This is a genomic window from Thermomicrobium sp. (assembly GCF_053493975.1).
In genome coordinates this window covers 1-18,209 of the sequence record NZ_JBRBZA010000017.1, presented here as the reverse complement: position 1 = coordinate 18,209, position 18,209 = coordinate 1, and the positions used below count along the sequence as shown (strand labels likewise).

At 63.2% G+C, this 18,209-nt stretch carries 18 protein-coding genes; 7 read left to right on the top strand and 11 right to left on the bottom strand.

Going from position 1 to position 18,209, the window contains the following annotated elements; genetic code table 11:
* Position 1: 1 nt before the first annotated feature.
* Genes ACWIVK_RS03895 through ACWIVK_RS03880 form a run of 4 tightly spaced genes read right to left on the bottom strand, consistent with a single transcriptional unit; the run spans position 2 to position 4,095 of the window.
* On the bottom strand, positions 2–1,639 hold the full coding sequence (locus ACWIVK_RS03895; RefSeq protein WP_448575262.1) for an APC family permease: 1,638 nt from the start codon (positions 1,637–1,639) through the stop codon (positions 2–4).
* Between the two features lie 38 nt (positions 1,640–1,677).
* Positions 1,678–2,313 carry a cyclase family protein gene (locus tag ACWIVK_RS03890; protein WP_448575261.1) on the bottom strand — a complete coding sequence of 212 codons (636 nt, stop codon included), beginning with the start codon at positions 2,311–2,313 and terminating at the stop codon, positions 1,678–1,680.
* A gap of 5 nt (positions 2,314–2,318) precedes the next feature.
* Positions 2,319–3,299 (bottom strand): metallophosphoesterase family protein, encoded by a 981-nt coding sequence (locus tag ACWIVK_RS03885; RefSeq protein ID WP_448575259.1) that lies wholly within the window; start codon positions 3,297–3,299, stop codon positions 2,319–2,321.
* A 28-nt stretch (positions 3,300–3,327) separates the two neighbouring features.
* Positions 3,328–4,095, bottom strand: a complete 768-nt coding sequence (locus ACWIVK_RS03880; RefSeq protein WP_226980683.1) for a hypothetical protein — start codon at positions 4,093–4,095, stop codon at positions 3,328–3,330.
* A gap of 507 nt (positions 4,096–4,602) precedes the next feature.
* Between ACWIVK_RS03880 and ACWIVK_RS03875 the strand changes: the two genes are divergently transcribed.
* Positions 4,603–5,052 carry a MarR family winged helix-turn-helix transcriptional regulator gene (locus ACWIVK_RS03875; protein WP_052294070.1) on the top strand — a complete coding sequence of 150 codons (450 nt, stop codon included), beginning with the start codon at positions 4,603–4,605 and terminating at the stop codon, positions 5,050–5,052.
* Here ACWIVK_RS03875 and ACWIVK_RS03870 read toward each other — a convergent pair.
* From ACWIVK_RS03870 to ACWIVK_RS03845, 6 genes are read right to left on the bottom strand one after another with little or no spacing between them, the layout of a single operon-like run.
* A complete protein-coding gene (locus tag ACWIVK_RS03870; RefSeq protein ID WP_448575258.1) occupies positions 5,049–5,537 on the bottom strand; it encodes an MOSC domain-containing protein in 489 nt (162 codons plus the stop codon). The two genes, ACWIVK_RS03875 and ACWIVK_RS03870, sit on opposite strands and share 4 nt — an antisense overlap.
* A complete protein-coding gene (locus ACWIVK_RS03865; RefSeq protein ID WP_448575256.1) occupies positions 5,537–7,018 on the bottom strand; it encodes a gluconokinase in 1,482 nt (493 codons plus the stop codon). The genes ACWIVK_RS03870 and ACWIVK_RS03865 overlap by 1 nt, the downstream gene beginning before the upstream one ends.
* A 2-nt stretch (positions 7,019–7,020) precedes the next feature.
* Positions 7,021–7,527, bottom strand: a complete 507-nt coding sequence (gene folK, locus ACWIVK_RS03860; RefSeq protein WP_448575255.1) for a 2-amino-4-hydroxy-6-hydroxymethyldihydropteridine diphosphokinase — start codon at positions 7,525–7,527, stop codon at positions 7,021–7,023.
* Positions 7,521–8,372 (bottom strand): dihydropteroate synthase, encoded by an 852-nt coding sequence (gene folP / locus ACWIVK_RS03855; RefSeq protein ID WP_448575254.1) that lies wholly within the window; start codon positions 8,370–8,372, stop codon positions 7,521–7,523. Before folP ends, folK begins: the two co-directional genes overlap by 7 nt.
* Positions 8,373–8,391: 19 nt before the next feature.
* Positions 8,392–8,763, bottom strand: coding sequence for a dihydroneopterin aldolase (gene folB / locus ACWIVK_RS03850; protein ID WP_448575253.1), 372 nt, complete (start codon positions 8,761–8,763; stop codon positions 8,392–8,394).
* On the bottom strand, positions 8,764–10,065 hold the full coding sequence (locus ACWIVK_RS03845; protein WP_448575251.1) for a hypothetical protein: 1,302 nt from the start codon (positions 10,063–10,065) through the stop codon (positions 8,764–8,766).
* A 235-nt stretch (positions 10,066–10,300) separates the two neighbouring features.
* Here ACWIVK_RS03845 and ACWIVK_RS03840 point away from each other — a divergent pair, with 235 nt between their 5' ends.
* A complete protein-coding gene (locus ACWIVK_RS03840) occupies positions 10,301–11,911 on the top strand; it encodes a bifunctional aminoglycoside phosphotransferase/ATP-binding protein (protein WP_448575250.1) in 1,611 nt (536 codons plus the stop codon).
* Here the strand turns inward: ACWIVK_RS03840 and ACWIVK_RS03835 are convergent.
* Positions 11,908–12,888, bottom strand: coding sequence for a tyrosine-type recombinase/integrase (locus tag ACWIVK_RS03835; RefSeq protein ID WP_448575249.1), 981 nt, complete (start codon positions 12,886–12,888; stop codon positions 11,908–11,910). The two genes, ACWIVK_RS03840 and ACWIVK_RS03835, sit on opposite strands and share 4 nt — an antisense overlap.
* Positions 12,889–13,321: 433 nt before the next feature.
* Here ACWIVK_RS03835 and ggt point away from each other — a divergent pair, with 433 nt between their 5' ends.
* From ggt to ACWIVK_RS03810, 5 genes are all read left to right on the top strand, one after another.
* Positions 13,322–15,022: a gamma-glutamyltransferase gene (ggt, locus tag ACWIVK_RS03830; RefSeq protein WP_448575248.1), complete on the top strand. Its 1,701-nt coding sequence runs from the start codon at positions 13,322–13,324 to the stop codon at positions 15,020–15,022.
* A 220-nt stretch (positions 15,023–15,242) separates the two neighbouring features.
* Positions 15,243–16,004, top strand: coding sequence for a sulfite exporter TauE/SafE family protein (locus ACWIVK_RS03825; protein ID WP_448575247.1), 762 nt, complete (start codon positions 15,243–15,245; stop codon positions 16,002–16,004).
* Between the two features lie 42 nt (positions 16,005–16,046).
* Positions 16,047–16,391, top strand: a complete 345-nt coding sequence (locus ACWIVK_RS03820) for a DUF1634 domain-containing protein (RefSeq protein WP_448575246.1) — start codon at positions 16,047–16,049, stop codon at positions 16,389–16,391.
* The gene (locus tag ACWIVK_RS03815) at positions 16,388–16,888 is read left to right on the top strand and encodes a hypothetical protein (protein WP_448575245.1); all 501 of its coding nucleotides are present in this window, start codon (positions 16,388–16,390) and stop codon (positions 16,886–16,888) included. The genes ACWIVK_RS03820 and ACWIVK_RS03815 overlap by 4 nt, the downstream gene beginning before the upstream one ends.
* A 1-nt stretch (position 16,889) precedes the next feature.
* Positions 16,890–17,732: a sulfite exporter TauE/SafE family protein gene (locus ACWIVK_RS03810; protein WP_448575244.1), complete on the top strand. Its 843-nt coding sequence runs from the start codon at positions 16,890–16,892 to the stop codon at positions 17,730–17,732.
* The last annotated feature ends 477 nt before the right edge of the window (positions 17,733–18,209 follow it).

Here is an 18,209-nt window from a genome sequence, read left to right as displayed (position 1 = left end):
CTTACTCGACCGGGATTTCGCGATAGGCGAGCGAGAGATCGATGCCCTGGCGAGCTCGCCACCAGCGTGCGATCGCGTAAATGACGAGCCCGGAGAGGAAAATGGCGATGTTCAGCAGGAACATCCCGAAGCCGAGGATCCCCTCCCGCAGGGTGCTGGGATCCAAGCTGATCCCCGAATACGGATCGTTGAGATACGCCCACTGCATCACGAGACAGGCAACGATCGAGATCGCTCCCACCAGGCTCAAGACCGGAAGACGCCCGAGGCGCCACGCCACCGGCGAGCCCGTGAAGAGTTCGGGCCTTCGGTAGGGCAAGAGCACCGCACTGAGCGAGACCATGATGAAGGTCAAGAGGAAACCGAAGATGCCGACCAAGGTGGCAAAGTACGGCGTGAAGACATAGATCGCCAGCGAAACGATGGAAAGGGAACCCATCACCACGAGGCTCACCACCGGGGTATGGAAGCGCGGGCTCACCCAGGCCAACGCGGACGGCATCAGTCCATCGATCGCATAGGCCACGAGATTCCGCGAAGCATTGAGGATTTGTCCTGGCAGCCACGCGTAGCTCCAGAAGATGAACCCGAACCCGATGAGAAAAGCGACGAGCAGGCTGCCGCTTCCCAACGCGACGAGTTCGTGGAAACGCGGGGCGGCTGCTAAGCCGACCGCGCTCGCCCCCGCATCGCCGAGCGTGCTGATCGCGCCGATCAGATCAGCGCCGATCGCACGAGAAACGCTCCAGACGAGCAAAAGCCCCCAGACAAGGGCATAAACGACTGTTCCAGGAATCGCCCACACCTGGATCTTGCTCGCTTGCTTCACTTCCCCACCGATATACGCGCTCGAGAAACTGAAACCCATCGTGAGATAGATCCACGTCATGGTGATGATGGTGTTCCGCAGATCGAACGGTTGGGGCTGATAACCGCTTTCTCGGAGCAGCGCCTCCAAGATATCAGGGCGCCCAGCCAAATTTCCGAGATACTGGGCGAGATTCGACTGAAGCACAGCTGGCGACCGCACCAGCGCGACGAACACGACGAGGACTGTCGCCAACATCGCCAAGATGAACAAGATATTCTGCACACGGAAATAGACCCGAAGGCCGAGAATGAAAAGTCCTGTCAAAACCACAATCAGGAGTGCGCCGATGACGAACATTCCGGTCGGCGAAGCCGCCCAATCAGCGAAACGCAGGACGTCCTCGTTCCCAGTGAAAGCCGCCAGGATACGCATGAATGGCGCGATCCCGAAACTGGCTAGAAACGCCGAGGGGACGCCACCGTACAGGATCCACCACACCGTCGTGTTCCAGTTCGACATCATTCCCCAGGCCGGGCCGAGCACGCGGCTCACATAGACATAGTCGCCACCACTGCGCGGCATGATGGCCGCGAGCATACCGTAAGTCGCTGCGGTCGGCAGCGCCAGGAGTGCGCAGAAGAGCAGCGAAAGTGGGAGACTCACTCCCCCGTAGGAAGGCATGTACAGGAACATCAGTGCGACCATGAGGCCAATGGAGATGAAATTGACATTGTAGACGAGCGCGTCGAACCAGCCAGCCTCGCGCACGAGACCAGTCGCCGCGCGTGTAAAGACGCGCGGCCCTTTGGCCTGACTCCTGTCCGGCATTCGCTCTGCTCCTTTCTCGACCACATTCCCTCACTGCCTCACCGCTCCAACAACACCGCCCGGGTCGGCGCACCGTCCGCACCGGCGATCGGCAGAGGAAGACACACGAGGAGGTAGCGATCTCCTGCCGGGATCTCGCGGAGCCCGCGCAAGTTTTCGACGATCAAGACATCCGCGCCGAGCAGGCTCGCGTGAGCATGGGACGTTCCCTGCACCGTCGAATCGATGTTGAGCGCGTCGATGCCGACGAGTCCGATCCCTGACGCCGCCAACCAGATCGCCGCGTCCGCTGCGAGGTAGGGATGAACGAAATAACGGTCCGATCCCCAATACCGATCCCAGCCAGTCGCCAGGAGGACAGCAGCGCCGCGGGGAGGGATGCCGAGATGCTGCCGGAGCAACGCCAGCGAGATCGCGTCGTCATCGGCCAAGTCCGGAAGCTGGAGCAGGACAGCGGGCACGACGAATCGCTCTGCAGGATAATCGGTAATCGATCGCCCGTCGGGAAAGAAATGAGCCGGTGCATCGACGTGCGTTCCGGAGTGGCTGCCCATCGTCACACGGGTCACTCGCCACGGTGCCGAGGCCGCTACCGTTTCCAGACGCACTATGGGATCACCAGGGAAAACGAGCATGCCCGACTCGATCGGGTGCGAAATGTCATACACCCGCATCGTGTTCACCCACTGACGAGCTGATAGCTGGCCACGCGATCGTCCTCCAATCGGACGAGCGCGCCATGGAGGACTCCCTCACCGTAAGCCGAACCCGGGTTGATACAGAGCGTCCGACCGATGCGCACGGCTCCACGCGACTCGTGGATATGCCCATGGAGACTCAGAACCGGTTGGTACCGCTCGATCGCCTCGCGCACGGCGCGGCTCCCCACCGGAACCATGTTTGGTTGTCCGCCCACCATGACGACCGAGAGGTCCTCCCGCAGTTGCGGCGCACTGTCCAGCGTGGAGTCATAGGGTGGGCAGTGCAGGTTGAAGATCACCGGGAGGCTCGGATCCAACTCCCGGGCCAGTCGTTGGATGCGCGCGGCCAGCTCTTCCTCCGGGAGCTCGCGCGGGCTGTTCCATGGGGTCGGATTCGCCCAGGCGAGACTCAGCAGCTGATATCCGTCGATTTCCACGATCGCGCCATCGGGGTTGACGACGACGTCGCTTCCAGCGAGAGCATCGTCGATATCGAACTCGTCATCGTTCCCGGGCATGACGAAGCAGCGTACACCGGTTCCGCGCAAGCGTTCCTCGGCGAGGCGGACCCAGCGCGCGACCGACTCGCGCATCAGACGCCGAAAGACTTCGTCAGCATAGTCTCGATCCGCTTCCAGTCGAGCCAACTCCTCCGGACCGCAGCGGTACGGATAGAACCCATTGAAACGGATACGCTTCTCGGCTTCCGTTACCTCCTCCAGCGATCGCAGTACTTCGTGCCGTCCGAGGAAAGACATCTCCCAGTGGCCATCGACCTCCACGATCGGCACGAGCACCTTCCCGGTCAAGTCACCACCGAGAATGAGTGTGTCCACACCATAGAACTTTGCTGCGTTGAGGAATTTCAGAAAACATCGCTCCGAACCATGTATGTCACTCGTGTAGTAGAGCGCTAATCGACGCGTCGCTTGCCCTTTTCCTTTTCGGAACCAGACCATGCCACTTCCGTCCTACCCAGACCGGTGTTCAATCGCGCCGGACTTCCTCCGGCAACTCGTACCAGCGCTTGCGCTCACCGATCATCGCGCGCAGTTTCCAGGCACGACTCTTCGGTGCTTCTTCGACTGCCCGCCACAATTCTTCGAGGCGCCGCAAGGAGACGAATTCGTCAGCGAGTTCTCGCTCGAGGATCAGGGTCCGTACCCGATCGACGTTCTCCTTGGCCGTGCGATACCAACCCCAGTCCGTGCTCAAGACATCGACAATACGGCGAATATCGATCGTCTCCTCATCGCCATAACCAAGCGGATGATCATGAAGCAGGGCGACGATATCGATCAGATCTTTTTCGTTGGCCTCCCAGATCTGCAGCTTGGTCAACAGCAGGTCGGCAAGCGGAAGTGTCCAGCGATCCCGCTCCAGCCGGCCACGAAAGTCCAGGGTGTGGCACATGCGCAACTGATCGAGGAAGACGTCGATCTGCCGCTCGTGCAGCGGATCCCAGAAGAAGAGCCGCTGGTGACCGTGCAGCGTGTTGAACTCGCGATCCGCTTGATACCCGAGATCAGCGAAAAGCGCCTCGATCGCACGCTTCTGCGCCGACAACCCCACGAAGTCAGCATCACGATAGACACGTTGCAGCGCGCGGTGAGACGCACTCGGCGAGTGCAAAAAGACGGCGACGCCACCGAGAACCCGAAGGGTCACGCCACGCGCCTCAGCTGCCTCGAGCACGCGCCGCACCTCGTCGCGGATATCGTCGAGTGGCTGCGTCGAGACCGTCGTCGATTCCACCGATCAGACCTCCAGACCTTGTCTCGTTCTCTTCCCTCGCTCGAGCCGATCCGGCATCGCGAGGATCGGAAGAATTCGAGCTGAGTACAGCAATTTCCCGATCGACGACCGGGTTCACCTGACTCGGCCAAGTATAGGATACGTTCCCGCACCATACAATGAGAAACAGCCCATACCCGATTCACCGTCCGACCCACCGACGCAACGAACCGAAAGAGCTCGCGACGCAGCCTACCCGAAACCCCATCGACTCGATAGAGCGGAGCGCCTCAGCAGCCTCCGACGACTGCTCCGGAGAGGAGGTGAACGGCCAGGGAAGAAATCGGACTGTTCCTGTTCCTTTGGAACTGCGGGCTCGTCGAGACGCACGCATCGCGATAGAATGTGTGTGATGATTGCCGAGGTCGGATCACAAGCTGGGATAGATGGAGTATGGAAAAGAAAAACCCTTGCTCACCCATCCCGACGCGGACTCGACATCCTGCGGTCCGAGCATGGATCTATCTCATGCGGATCGCCTACCGTACCGAGCGCGAGTCGGCAACCCATGCCGCTGAGCACGGGCTCACCTTCGCCCAGCTCGACGTGATCTTCCATATCGGCAAGTGTCCCGGCATCACACAGCAGGAACTGGCTGAACGCCTGCTGGTCACGCCGGGTAACGTGACCCAGCTTCTCCAGCGGATGGAGCGGATGGGTCTGATCCGTCGAGTGCCCGAGGGACGTGCCAAGCGCTTGTATCTCACGGAAAAGGGTCAGGAATACTGTGAGCTCCTCCTGCCGAAGCAGGAGCAGCTGCACATCCAACAGTTCGCTGGGCTCACGCTCGAGGAGCAAGAGCAGTTGCTCCACTTGCTCATGAAGCTCGATCGCGCGCAGCGGCGGAAGGTGCGAGCGCTTCAAGCGGCCCGCAATCTCGCCCCATTCCCGGAAGCGTCCCGCGTCGCCAATAGCTAGCGCGTTCTCCGTTCGAGAATGACCAGGTCGCCTGGACGTACCCGTCCTGGCTGTCGCACGATCGCACAGACGCCACGCCGTCCGTAAAGCTCCTTGACGAGCTGTGCGTGATAGACAGCGACCGTACTGCAGGGCTTGTTCTGTGCCGTGATCTCCAGCACCGCCGTACCGACGCGGAGCACATCGCCTGGCACGAGGTCACTGAGATCACCCAACCCGACGACCGTGAGATTCTCCCCGAGATGGCCCGGCTCCAGCTGGATTCCGAGCTGCTCATTGACGTCGTCCAGCACTTCCTGGGCGACGATCGTCACTTGGCGTGTATTCGGCTCAGGATCGCCACGCTTCTTGTGACGATTCACCGGTCCAGCATGGTAATCACCCACGACACCATACGGTCCGATCTCGATCTCGACTCGCCGGTACTTGGGTACCCCACCATTCGGACTCGAGCAGACCGCCACGACTCGCCCCGTTCCGGTCATCACGGTCCCTCCTCTTCCACCGCTCGCTCCAGGCCTTCCGCCAAAGCTCTCAGTTCTGCGCGGATCCGCTGATAACGGACGGTGACATCTGCCCGCGGCACGACTCGCGCCCACTCGGCGACCTCAGCACGTGCCACATTCTCCAATGGCCGACCTCCCACACGAGCGAGAGCGACCAAAGCGGCACCGCGTAGCGAGGCTTCAGGATCCGGTGCGACGAGCAACGTCTTCCCGAGCGCATCGGCAACGATCTGCAACCAGCCAGGTGTCCCCTGCAACGCGTTCCCACTCGCGATGACCGTACCGATTTCGGGCCGGATCGCGACCAGTGCATCCAAGACATCAGCTAGGCGACAGGCGACCGCTTCCAGCGCTGCACGCAGGATCACGACGCCATCATGCCCCAGCCGGAGACCGGTCAACGTCGCTGCCGCATCTACCGGCCAGCGCAGGCTCCGCTCCCCAGCGATGGTCGGCAACCAGCGTACCCCTTCTGCACCGGCATCGATCTCGCTGACACGCTCCCAAAGCGCTTCTTCAGGAGGCAACACGAACCGCTGTCGGATCCAGTCGATCAGATTGCCGCCTTCGCTCAAGGCACCTCCGGCCAACACCTGGTCGCCATCCAAGCGATAGAGCCAGAGTCCCCAGGGAACGTCGACCGGGACCCCCTTCCACAGGACTCGCACCGCCGCCGAGGTTCCGATCATCACGGTGACCCGGTCGCCGCCGACTGCACCGCTCCCGACGTTACTGCACGCTCCATCGCCCCACGCCGGGTACCACACGGCAGTCGCCAGCTTCGGCCAACGCTTCGTGTACCCTCCGCTGAGATGCTGTCCCACATCGGTCACCACCGGCAGCTGCTCTGTCTGGATCCCGACCGCTCGGCAGGTTTCGGCGTCCCAGGCGAGCTGCCACGTATCGAACAGCCCTGTTCCGGAAGCCATCGAGATCGAGCTCACGAGGGCACCGGTCCACCGTCGGAAGAGATAATCAGGAAAGGAGCACCAGTACGTTGAGGATCGCCATGCGGGCGAGCTGAGACTCCGGTACCAGGCGAGGCGAGCGACTGGATAACTGGGATGGAGGTAACCCCCAGTGCGCCGATGATGCGCCATCCGGTCGAGCTCGGAGCGCAAACGCGCAGCCACTCCACGAGCACGCGTATCGGCCCACATGGTCACCGGTGTCGTCGGCTCTCCTTCTCCATTCAGCCCGACCAGACTATGCCAGAAACAGCTGATGCCGACCGCGCACACCGGTGCAGGCGCAGCGGCCTGCACGCGATCGAGCAGCGACTCGATCCGTTCGCACAGTAGGTGCGGATCGAGTTCAGCACGCCCATCAGGCCCCGTCTCCAAACGATACGGTATGCGCTGCCATGTCCCTTCGACCACTCGACCAGTCTGGTCGAAAACGCCAGCACGAACGGATGAACTCCCGATATCGAGCGCGAGGACGAAGACCTCTTGCCCCACGATCAATCCTCGGTCAGCCACTCCGGACCAGCGATCTGACGGATCCCACTCGATCGATCTTCGAGTCGATCGAGCAACTCGCGTATCGTCTTCCCCGATCGCGGATGAACGAAATGCGGAGCGACCTCGGCCAGCGGCACCAGGACGAACGCGCGCTCGTGCATGCGCGGATGCGGGACCACCAGTTGCGGCGTCTCGATGACGTCTTCACCGTACAGCAAAAGGTCCAGGTCCAACGTTCGCGGTGCATTCGGAAACGGTCGCTCGCGGCCAGCTCGTCGCTCGAGCGCGGCGAGAACCTGCATCAGCGACAACGGATCGCTGTTCGTCTCCAAAAGCACGACCGCATTAAGGAACCGAGGCTGTTCACGAAAGCCGACCGGCTCTGTCTCGTACAGGGACGAGACGCCCACCTGCTCCCCGACGACATCGAGCACGCGAACCGCCTCGCGCAGCAGCTTGCGACGGTCGCCCAAGTTGCTGCCCAAGCCGATGGCGACGATCACCATGTTCCACGCACCACCGCATCGCTCATCCGGACGACCCGCACCATCGCTGCGACGTCGTGCACGCGGACGATATCAGCACCGTTCGCGATCGCGAGTGCGACAGTTGCCGCAGTCCCCTCCAGCCGATCCTCGGGTGGCGTTCCCAAAACATACCCGATCGTGCGCTTGCGCGATGTCCCGACCAGAAGCGGGCGCCCCAACACGGTCAGGTCACGGAGACGTCGGAGCAGCAAGAGATTGAGTTCCGGTTCCTTGCCGAAACCGAATCCTGGATCGATGATGATCCGCTCCCATTTCACGCCTGCAGCCAAGGCACGGTCGATCCGCTGCGCCAGTTCTCGCACCAGTCGCGGGATGAGTTCCTCGGGACGACGGATTTCCAGGTCATGCATGATGACGACCGGCACCCCTGCCTGAGCCGCCAGTGATGCCATCGCTGGATCGGCAGTCAAACCCCGCACGTCGTTGATCATCGTCGCACCCGCGGCGAGCGCTGCCTCGGCGACCACCGCTTTGGAGGTGTCGATCGAGATCGGGATGTCCGGCAGCGCAGCGCGGATCGCCCGAACCGCTGGGATGACTCGCCGCAGCTCTTCCTCGGCGGGAACTGGCGTGTGGCCCGGGCGCGTCGATTCGCCACCGATGTCGAGGATGTCGGCTCCTGCTTCCACCATCGCTCGGGCACGCTCCACGACCTCTTCCAGCCGATCGACGAGCCCATCACCACTGAACGAATCGGGCGTCACATTGATGATCCCCATCACGAAGGTGCGGCGCCCCCATGGCCATCGATCGAAAGGTGGAGAGTCCACGCGTGGTACCTCGATCGCAGCGCTCGACACCATGTTCCCTCCTGCGTCCGCGTCAAGCATCCCGTACCCGACGAATTTCGACCCCGACTCGCTCGAGATGCGCCCCCGCGATCGGTGGTGCCAGCTTCCAGAGCCGCACCGTCACCGCCTGAACGAGCGGATAGTCCGCGAGAATCGTCCGAGCGATCGCCTCAGCGACCGACTCGATGAGCTGACGCGGCTCCCCCTCGACGATCGCTCGGACGGTATGGTACAGCGTGCCGTAGTTCACTGTGGCCTCGAGCGCGTCGCTCCTTCCCGCCGGAACGAGATCCAGCTCCACTTCGAGATCGACAGCGAAACGCTGACCGAGACGTCGCTCTTCGGGATGCACGCCGTGATAGGCATAGAACTCCATGCCGAGGAGGAGAATGCGATCGCTCATTCAGCGCTCCTCATTCGGTCGCTCCGAGGAGCTCTCGGACGTGGAGCTCGGGGTACTCTCACCAGCCAGGGGACGTGACTCTGCCCGTTCCAGCGTTTGGGGCGGCGTCATCGTCGGACCGGCCATGCTGATGGGGGCCGGCAGCCCCCAACCGGAGAATGCTGTCCAGGCCATCCCGAGTCCGAGAACGCCGATGACGAGGCTCCACCAGAATGTCCAACCGAAGGGAAGCGGCAGCATGCGGAAGAGCAGGACGATCGTCGTCCCGACCAGCATACCGAGCCACAAGGTGAGGCGGCGATCCTCCCGGAAGTGTCGCACCGGCAGGAAACGCATCAGCGCGATCCCCACCAAGACTTGGCTGAGATACAGAACAGCCAGCCAGATCCCCAAAAGGAGAAGCGCAGCCGGCACTCCGACAATCGACACCAACAAGAGGAGCGCGGCGATCGGCACCACGAGGAGCGCAGCGATTCCCCAAAGAACCGTGGGCAGGGGAGCGATGCGCAGCATATCCGTTGCGCGGGACGTCTGCCGCGGGAGCAGCACGATGAGCAGCGTTCCAGCGACGAGCGCCCAGCTCAACCGGAGCAACACGGTCGTCACCCAGTCGATAACCCGATCGAGAGCCGTTTTCGGTTCTCGCCCTGTGGTCGCCGGCCGGGGGGTATGCTCCTCCGGGCCGAGTACGCGCGCCCCGGGCGCAATGGTCGCCGGTTGTGGTGCCCGATAGCGGAGCGCTCCCCGCACTTCGGCACCATCGCGGATCTCGATGCGTTCCGCATCGACATCGATATCCCCGTTCACCCGCCCCGCCACGATCAACGTCCCGGCTGATCCGCGAATGTCCCCTTCGACCCGACCGTCGATCGTGATCGTTCCCGCTCCGATCACCGCGACGTCATGCCCGACGGTCGCCGATCGAGCGACGGACACACTTCCCGCCCCGAGGATCGCCAGGTCCCACCCGATCGGAGCAGTCACCTCGACCGTTCCGCCTGTGACCCGCAGACTCCCGGCGATCGGCCCATCGACGCGAATCGTGCCGGCGGCGAGCGTCGCATCGCCTCCCACTCGGCCGCTCACCACGATGCTCGAGGCTGCTGCGAAGACGTCGCGGGTCACCTCACCAGCGATGTCGATCGTGCTTCCCGCAGCGTAGAGATCGTCGTCGATCCGCTCTCCCTGGGACACGGTCACCGACGGCCCTGCCGACAGTTCTGCCGCCATCGCGGCCGGCGGGACCACGAGCAGCAAGAACCCGCCGAGAGCGAGCAGAATGGCGAGCAATCGTACACGCATCGCCTACCTCCCCTCTCCGCACGACTGGAGCGACGATACCAAATCGCGCCGCCGAGAGATGTCACGTGCGTGAAGCACCAGCACCGGTGCTTCTCGTTGGTCCTTGCCGAAACGACCAGCCGGGACTCGTCCGCTCGGTTCGACATATCGTTCTGGCTCACCGCGCGTCGCGCTGCCTTGCCAGGGCTCGCTCGATCAGCTACGGTTGCCCCAAAGCGAGGAGGATGGGTGATCGGTGTACGAGGACGAACTGCGCGTCCACCGCGCTTGGCTCCTCAGCGAACTCAGTCGACCTGACGCGTATCCGTTTCCGGTCGAGCGAGTCGAGGTCGAGGAAACGCACATCTCGCTCGTGTTTCTCGCGGGCCCCTATGCCTACAAGGTCAAGAAGCCGGTCAACTTCGGCTTCCTGGACTTCACCACGCTCGAGCGACGGCGGTTCTTTTGCGAGCAAGAAGTCCTACTCAACCAGCGACTGAGCGACGGAGTCTATCTCAGCGTGGTTCCGATTGCCCGTCTCGGATCCCACCTGCGTGTCGAGGGGGAGGGCGAGGTCGTCGAGTACGCGGTCAAGATGCGCCGGCTGGACTTCGAGCAAACACTCCTCCGGCGCCTCCAGCGGAACGCCGTCTCGCCCGAACTCGTGGCCGCACTCGCGGACCGGCTCGCTGCCTTCTATCGCGATGCCGCGCGCGGCCCGGAAATCGACCGCTGGGGAACACCGGAAGCAGTCTGGTTCAACATCCGCGAGAACCTGGAACAGACCGAGCCTTATATCGGGATCGTCCTGGCACCGATCCAACACCACTGGATCGCCACGAGCAGCGAGCGTTTTCTCCGCGAGCGACTCGATCTCTTTCAACGGCGGATCACCGAGGGCAGGATCGTCGAAGGGCACGGGGACCTTCACCTCGCCCACATCTTCGTCGAGGCAGAGAACCCGTACCGATTCCAGATCGTCGACTGTATCGAGTTCAATCCGCGGCTCCGCTGCGGCGATGTCGCCGTCGATCTCGCCTTTCTCAGCATGGACTTCGATCATCACGGGCAGAGCGAGAAAGGTCGATGGCTCGTCCTCCGTGCCAGTGATGCACTCGATGATCCCGAACTGCCCCTGCTCGTCCACTACTACAGCGTCTATCGAGCGCACGTGCGGGCCAAAGTGAACTGCTTCCGCCTCGACGAGCTCGCGCCGGAAAGCGACGAGTACGCCGCGGTGCGTGCCCACGCTGAGCGATACATCGATCTGGCCACCTCGTATCTCGTGGAACCGAGCGAACCGCTTTTGATTTTGGTCGGGGGCTTGTCCGGTACCGGCAAGAGCGCGCTCGCTCGGCGGCTGAGTCGGTGTCTCGGCATCACGGTCCACTCGTCCGATGTCGTCCGCAAGCAGCTCGCGGGAATACCGCTGGAGCGCCGACAAGAGGTTCCCTACGGGGCGGAGATTTACGGGCCTGAGCTGACGCGCGCGACCTACGAGTATCTCTTGGCCCAGGCCAACCAGGAACTGGCGAGCGGCCGGTCGGTCGTGCTCGATGCGACCTTCCTCGACACGCACTGGCGCGAGCGTGCCGTTACCATCGCGGTGGAGCACGGCGCGACACCGATCCTCATCGAGTGCCGCTGTCCAGCCGAGGTGGTCGAAGAGCGATTGCGCTACCGTGCACAGGAACCCGGGCAAGTGAGCGAGGCGACCTGGGCGATCTATTTGGAGCAACGTGCCCGGTACGGTGAGCGGATAGAACCGATCCCCGGACTCCGCCATCTCGTCGTCGACAATGCGCAGCCCTTGCCGATGGCCTTGGATGCCGTCCTCGCGCAGCTCCCACTCCGCGACCGCCTTTAGCCAGCGTTCCGCTCACTCGTCACCTCGCGGGGCTCGAGCGGCGGAGCCGCCAAGCGCAGATAGCGTCGCACGCTCAGCCGGTTCCGCGCATCGTCCGCTAGTCCGAGGAGTTCCAAGAGCTCGTCCTCAGTGGCACCACGTTTGGCTTGCTCGACCGCAAAAGTGTGGCGCAACGTCTGGGGTGTTACCAGTTTCTCGATCCCGGCTGCCTTCGCCACTCGCTCGACCATCTTGTTGAGTGACTGAGGCAGGATCGGCACGAGCCGGTCCTGTGGGCCTTCTTCCACCACCAATTGGTGGTAGATCTCGGTCAGCTCCCGATTCGCTGCCAGCTTGCGCTCGCGCAGTCGGCGTTTCGGTTGCTCAGCGAAGACGTAGACGATCGGGTGTTCGGGATCGCTCCAGTCGATGTGGGCAGCGCGGAGCGCGATCACTTCGTGTCGGGAGAGACCGAGTCGCAGCATCAGCCAGATCGCCAGGTGTGTTCGTGGTCCTTCGGCAGCAGCAGCCTCGAGCAAGCGCGCCTGTTCGTCGGCAAACAAGGGTTGCGGTGTCTTCAGCGGGATCCGATCCGAGTAGAACGCAGCAGTCGGATCGACCTCCACCACCTTTGCGCGAGTGATCAAGAACTTGTAGAACGTCGAGAGCGTCGTCAAGCGCCGCTTGCGCGTCGATCGTCCGCGGCTCTCGTTCAGAAACGTCGCCACATCTCGTTCGTCGATCTCCCGGATCGGCTTCGGGCCGACGAGCGATTCGAAGACCGCCAGATCGTAGCTGTACGATTTGACCGTGTTGGGGGGATGACCGGCCTGCTCGAGATACCGACGAAACCAGAACCGCGCCACGTCGAGCGAGGAATCGGGTGTCAAGACTGGCAGGAATCCGACCGCTCCCCGTAGCTTGCCATCGCTTCCCAGTTCGAAGAGCGGCGGTTGCATGACCGGTAGCCGCTGGCTCTCTCGGTCTCGGCTCGCCATGGCACCCCCAGGCGCACAAATGTTCTGCCACGTGCAGCGTACCCCGGCCGCTCGCGACTGTCAAGGAAGCGAGCACGGCATGCTTAGATGGAACCCACTCGCGGCACGCCGTACCCCGTGCGAAGAGCATCGAACAGACAGGGCAGAGCACAGCATTCGGCCAAGCAAGAGGGTCGTGGCGTGTCCCCGAGTAGCCTGCTCTCTAGCCGCGAGCAGTCTCGGTTCGTCCCTCACCGCGACCGACCTCGTCACCAGGAGAGGCACGACTCCCGGAACCAGCACACGATTCCACCCGTTTCACCATGGAACGAGGACGCGATCGCGGTCGTCTCCAGCGAGGAACGAAACAGGAGCACGAAGCTGACCACCTTGCCGCTCGGCAGACGCAGCAGTAGTGTGGTCAGGATTCGTCACCTGGCGGATGGAGGGGAACATGGGCCGGAGCGAGTGGATCATCGATCGGCAGGAAGCGCTGGGTACACGGGGGATGGTTGCGGCCAAGCACGAAATTGCGGCGGAAGTGGGAGCGAGCGTGCTCGAGGACGGGGGCAATGCGATCGACGCCGCAGTCGCCACGGCTTTCGCGGTCGGCGTCGTCGAGCCGTTCATGAGCGGGATCGGTGGCGGTGGGCTGATGCTCGTCCACTCGGCAGCCACGCGCGAGACGATCGCTCTCGACTTCGGGATGTGCGCTCCGCTGGCTGCGCGTCCTGACCTCTATACGCTCCTACCGGGCACGAGCCCGACTCGTTTCGGCTGGCGAGCTGTCGAAGGCGATGCGAATGTCCACGGCCCCTTGGCGATCGCGGTTCCCGGCACTGTCGCCGGTCTCGCCACTGCGGCCGAACGCTGGGGGACGCGCCCGCTCGCCGAACTCCTCCAGCCCGCGATCCGCCTGGCCCGCGACGGTTTTCCCGTGAGCTGGCAGACGAGCTTGGAGATGGCCCAGGATGCCGAACTCTTGGCACGGTACGCCAGCACACGGACGATCTTCACGCGGAACGGTTTCCCGCTCCCAGTGTTCACTGGGCTCCAGCCGACCATTCTTCGCCAGCCGGATCTCGCTCGCTCGTTGGAAGCGATCGCTCGAGACGGTGCCGACACGTTCTATCGTGGCGAACTCGGGAAGACACTCGTGGAGGGTCTGCGCAGCCTCGGAGCGATCGTCACTGAAGAGGATCTCGCACGCTACCGCGTGCGCATCGCTGCACCGCTGTGGGGTCGCTATCGCACCTGTCGGATCGCGACGGCACCTGCTCCCAGCGGAGGCCCGACTCTCCTCGAGTCCCTCCACATCATGGACTGCTTCGACCTCGGCGCCAGCGGACACAATACTGATCGAACACTCCACATACTCATCGAAGCGTTCCGACAAGCTTTCGTGGATCGTTTTACCTACCTCGCGGATCCCGCTTTCGTCCTGGTACCGGTCGATGCGCTCATCGACCCATCCTACGCTCGCGACCGAGCGCAGGAGATCGGCGAGCACGCCCGAACGAGGATCGACCCGGGGCAGCCATCCCGGCTCGGAATCGAACAGACCTTTGAGCGGTCGCTCCCCAACTACGGTGCGGGTTCGACCACGCACATCTGCGTAGTCGACCGCTGGGGCAATGCCGTCACGCTGACACAGACGCTGCTCTCGGCTTGGGGATCCCGCGTCGTCGCACCGGGAACGGGAATTTTGATGAACAACGGGATGTTCTGGTTCGATCCGGAGCCGGGTCGTGCCAACTCGATCGCCCCCGGCAAGCGCCCGCTCGCCAACATGACGCCGACCCTGGTGTTCAGCGGTGACCAGTTCCTGCTCGCGCTCGGCGCGATGGGTGGGCGACGCATCATCAACGCCATGGCCCAGATCATCAGCAATGTCGTCGATCACCGGATGGGAATCCAGGCGGCTATTTCTGCACCGCGCGTCGATTGCAGCGTGCAACCAACCGCCGTCAGCAGCCGGATCCCGGAAGCGGTGATCGCCGGACTGCGCGAACGTGGGCACACGCTCCAGGTGGTTCGAGAAGACTTCGCGGACGTACCGTTCGCCAGCCCGGTCGGTATTCTGCGCGACGCGGACAGCATACTGCATGGCGGTGCCAATCCCTACTATCCCGCCATGGTGATCGGCCTCGAGTGAGCGAGCGGTGATGTCCGAACAGAGAGATCGAGCACCACCCAAGCCGACCAGGACGGGCAGCGAACCTCGGTATCGTGAGCGGAGGAAACGAGGGCTAGCAGCGAGCTCGCTGCGTCGATGCTCTCCTCCGGTTCCTTTTTGCTGGCTCGCTCGGCTGGCTCATCGGCTCGGGGGCGGGATCCTCGTCATACCAGTCCTGAGTCTCGTCTGCAGGTTCGACATGCATTCGGCAGCCGGCGCGAGCGTCGTGTCCATCGCCGTCACCCCGAGCGGAGCCGCCGCTGCCTACGTCGGCGACCATTTGACCAATGTGCGAGCCGCTATCCTCCTCGAGTTGGCGACGAGCACCGGTACTGAGCGGGGTGCGCTCCTCGCACCCTTCCTACCGGGTCGCGCGCTGTACTTTCTCTTCACAGGGTTCCTTCTTCTGTCGCACGGCCCCATGGCACGCCGACTCAGCGAAGAAGTACTTGCCGAGTCTGACCGGACTAGCTCGCTCGCCGGGTCCAGCCAGGCGGCGTATCCAGACCGCGCGCTCGGCCGAGCGGGGACGGACGAGTCGACCCGCGTACCAGTCGGCTTCGCGACCATGTTCATCGCCGGCCTCGCGTCTGCGTTGCTCGACCTCGGTGCCGGAGCACTCAAAGTTCCGGCCATGGACTGGAGCATGCGGATGACGATGAAAGTCTCGACCGCGACCACCAATCTCATGATCGGTGTGACCGCGGCGGTCAGTGCTGGGAGCTATTTCTGGCGCGGTGACGTCGTCCCGATCATCGTGACCCCGGTGGTGCTGGGCGTGCTCGCGGGATCGCTGCGCGGAGCACGACTCCTGCACCGCCTGACCAACCGACGCGCTCGGCAACTCTTCATACCCAATCTCTGCTCATCATCGCGGTGCAGATGCTATTGCGAGGACGCAAAGTGCGGTGACAAGTCACACGACGAGACAGCAGCTCAGGCAGTATCATCGGTCCGATGAGATTCGACTCGAGAACGAATCGATCTGCTCGTCAGCCGCGTCTTGCGTTGGGACGTGCATTGCGCTGCCACGATCGGTGCGGTCGGGTTCTTGCTCTTCGTGCTTCGCGGCGCTCAGCCCGGCGACCCACAGACGTTGGAGGAACTCCTCGGCTTCCGTTCGGAAGCATTCCCGATCACCCTTCCAGCGATGGTTCGCGGCATCTCGACCGCTCGACCGGACGACATCATGCGGCTGGGGATCCTCGTCCCGAGCCTCACCTCGATCCGACGGGTCGCGCTCGTACCGGTGCTCTTCGTCTTGCAGCGGGACTTTGTTTCTGTCGCCATTTCCGCGATCGTCTTCGCAAGCGTGCTTCTCGAACTCACGAGCAGCATCGGTCGATGAACGAGGGTGTCTCTCGGCGAGCGATCGCTCGTGCATTTTGTGTTACGATCCCACGCTGGGAGGCGTGCGGACTGCTCGCGGAGCACTCGGTGGCCCAGCAAGAAGCCTCGACGAGACAGACGAGGGACGACGCGACGCGTTGTCACGAGGAAGCGTTGGGACAGTTGTCCGATCGACTCGCTCGCCTCTATCGGTTGTGGCTCGCGATCGTGCTCGTCGTCCTCGTCGTCGGCACCGCCCTCGATCTGATCGAGGATCGTCAGTTGGAAACCCACACGGTCCCGCTTTCCGGACTGCTCGCGCGGTTGACTGCTGGCGACCCAGCTGCGCTCGAAACAGCAGCGCTCCTGATCGTGGCTCTGGGGCCGGTTGCCGGCCTCGTCATGATCGTCGCCAACTGTGCCCGCTCTGGTGATCGGCGAACCGCGCTGTTGGCGCTCGCGGTCCTCGTCGTCGTCGCCGTGCTCCCGGTCGCCCGCTCGTTTGCTGGGCGGTAACATGAGTCACCTGGCTGAACTCGCCGTTTTGATCGTCGCTGCATTATCGGGGACACTGGGTGCGATGGTCGGGCTCGGCGGCGGCGTCTTCATGGTACCGATCTTTTCGGCCTTTCTGGGCGTCCCCATCAAGACAGCGATCGCTGCCAGCGCACTGGCCGTGATCGTCAATTCGCTCGGCGGCGCATCGGTGTATCTGAAGCATCGCATGGTCAATATCCGGTTAGCACTGGTCTTGCTCATCGCCACCACGCTCGGGGCGATCGCTGGTGCCGTGTTGGTCTCGATCGCGCCGGTCGATGTCCTACGACTCGTCTTCGCGCTCGCATTGTACGGGATGACCGGGCTCCTCAGCACGCGGCGCGCCAGTAGCGACCCGATTACGAGCGGTGTCGATCGCCTGTCTCTCGCCGGATCGTTCTACGATCCGGCCGCCGGTGCCGTGGTGCGCTATATCCCCCAGCGTGTCGCCTTGGGTACCGCGGCGAGCACCCTCGCGGGCTTCCTCTCGGGACTTCTCGGAGTAGGCGGCGGCTTCATGCAAGTTCCCCTGATGAACACGCTCATGCGTATTCCCGTGAAGGCAGCTGCCGCGACCAGTGCGTACATGATCGGGGTAACGGTCGTCGGGAGCGTGCTGCTCTACTATGGCAACGACCTTCTCGTTCCACAGGTCGCGGTCCCCGCAGTGATCGGCGTCTTCCTCGGATCGCAGATCGGCTCGCGGTTGGGTCGGCAGATTCGCGGCTTGTGGCTCCGTCGCGTCCTCATCCTGATCTTGCTCTACCTCGCGACCACGCTTCTCCTCCAGGCACTCGGTGTACCAGTGCCAGGCGCTCGCTGAGCGAGCTCCCGAGCGATCCGCCCGGGCTTCTCGACCGTACCGTCCACCGAACACGCTCATGCCTATTTCCGCTGCCCGAGGAGCTGCTCCGTGGGACGCTGCGCCTGCAACAGGCTGTCTTCCTCACGATGCTGTTCACCTCCGGCGCGCTCGTCGCATCGCGAACCGTCGCGTGGGCACTCGACGCGCCGGAAGGAGACCGCTCCATCGTGACAACCGCACTGGGCACGAGCGCAGCGAGCCCACGCACTGCAGTCACCATGCCCCCGCATCGATCACGGCGCCACTCGGAGAGCCTGTCACGTCCGTCGTGACCAACACTGGTGGAGGACGACACGATCTGGTGGTGAAACTGGAGTTCCGCGGGATTCAACAACGGTCGTTCGCGACGAATCTCCTGCCTGGCGAGCCAAGAGAGGCCACGTTCACCTTCGGCGCGTCAGTTGACTGGGAAATGGAGTGCCCGGTCGGCAACTA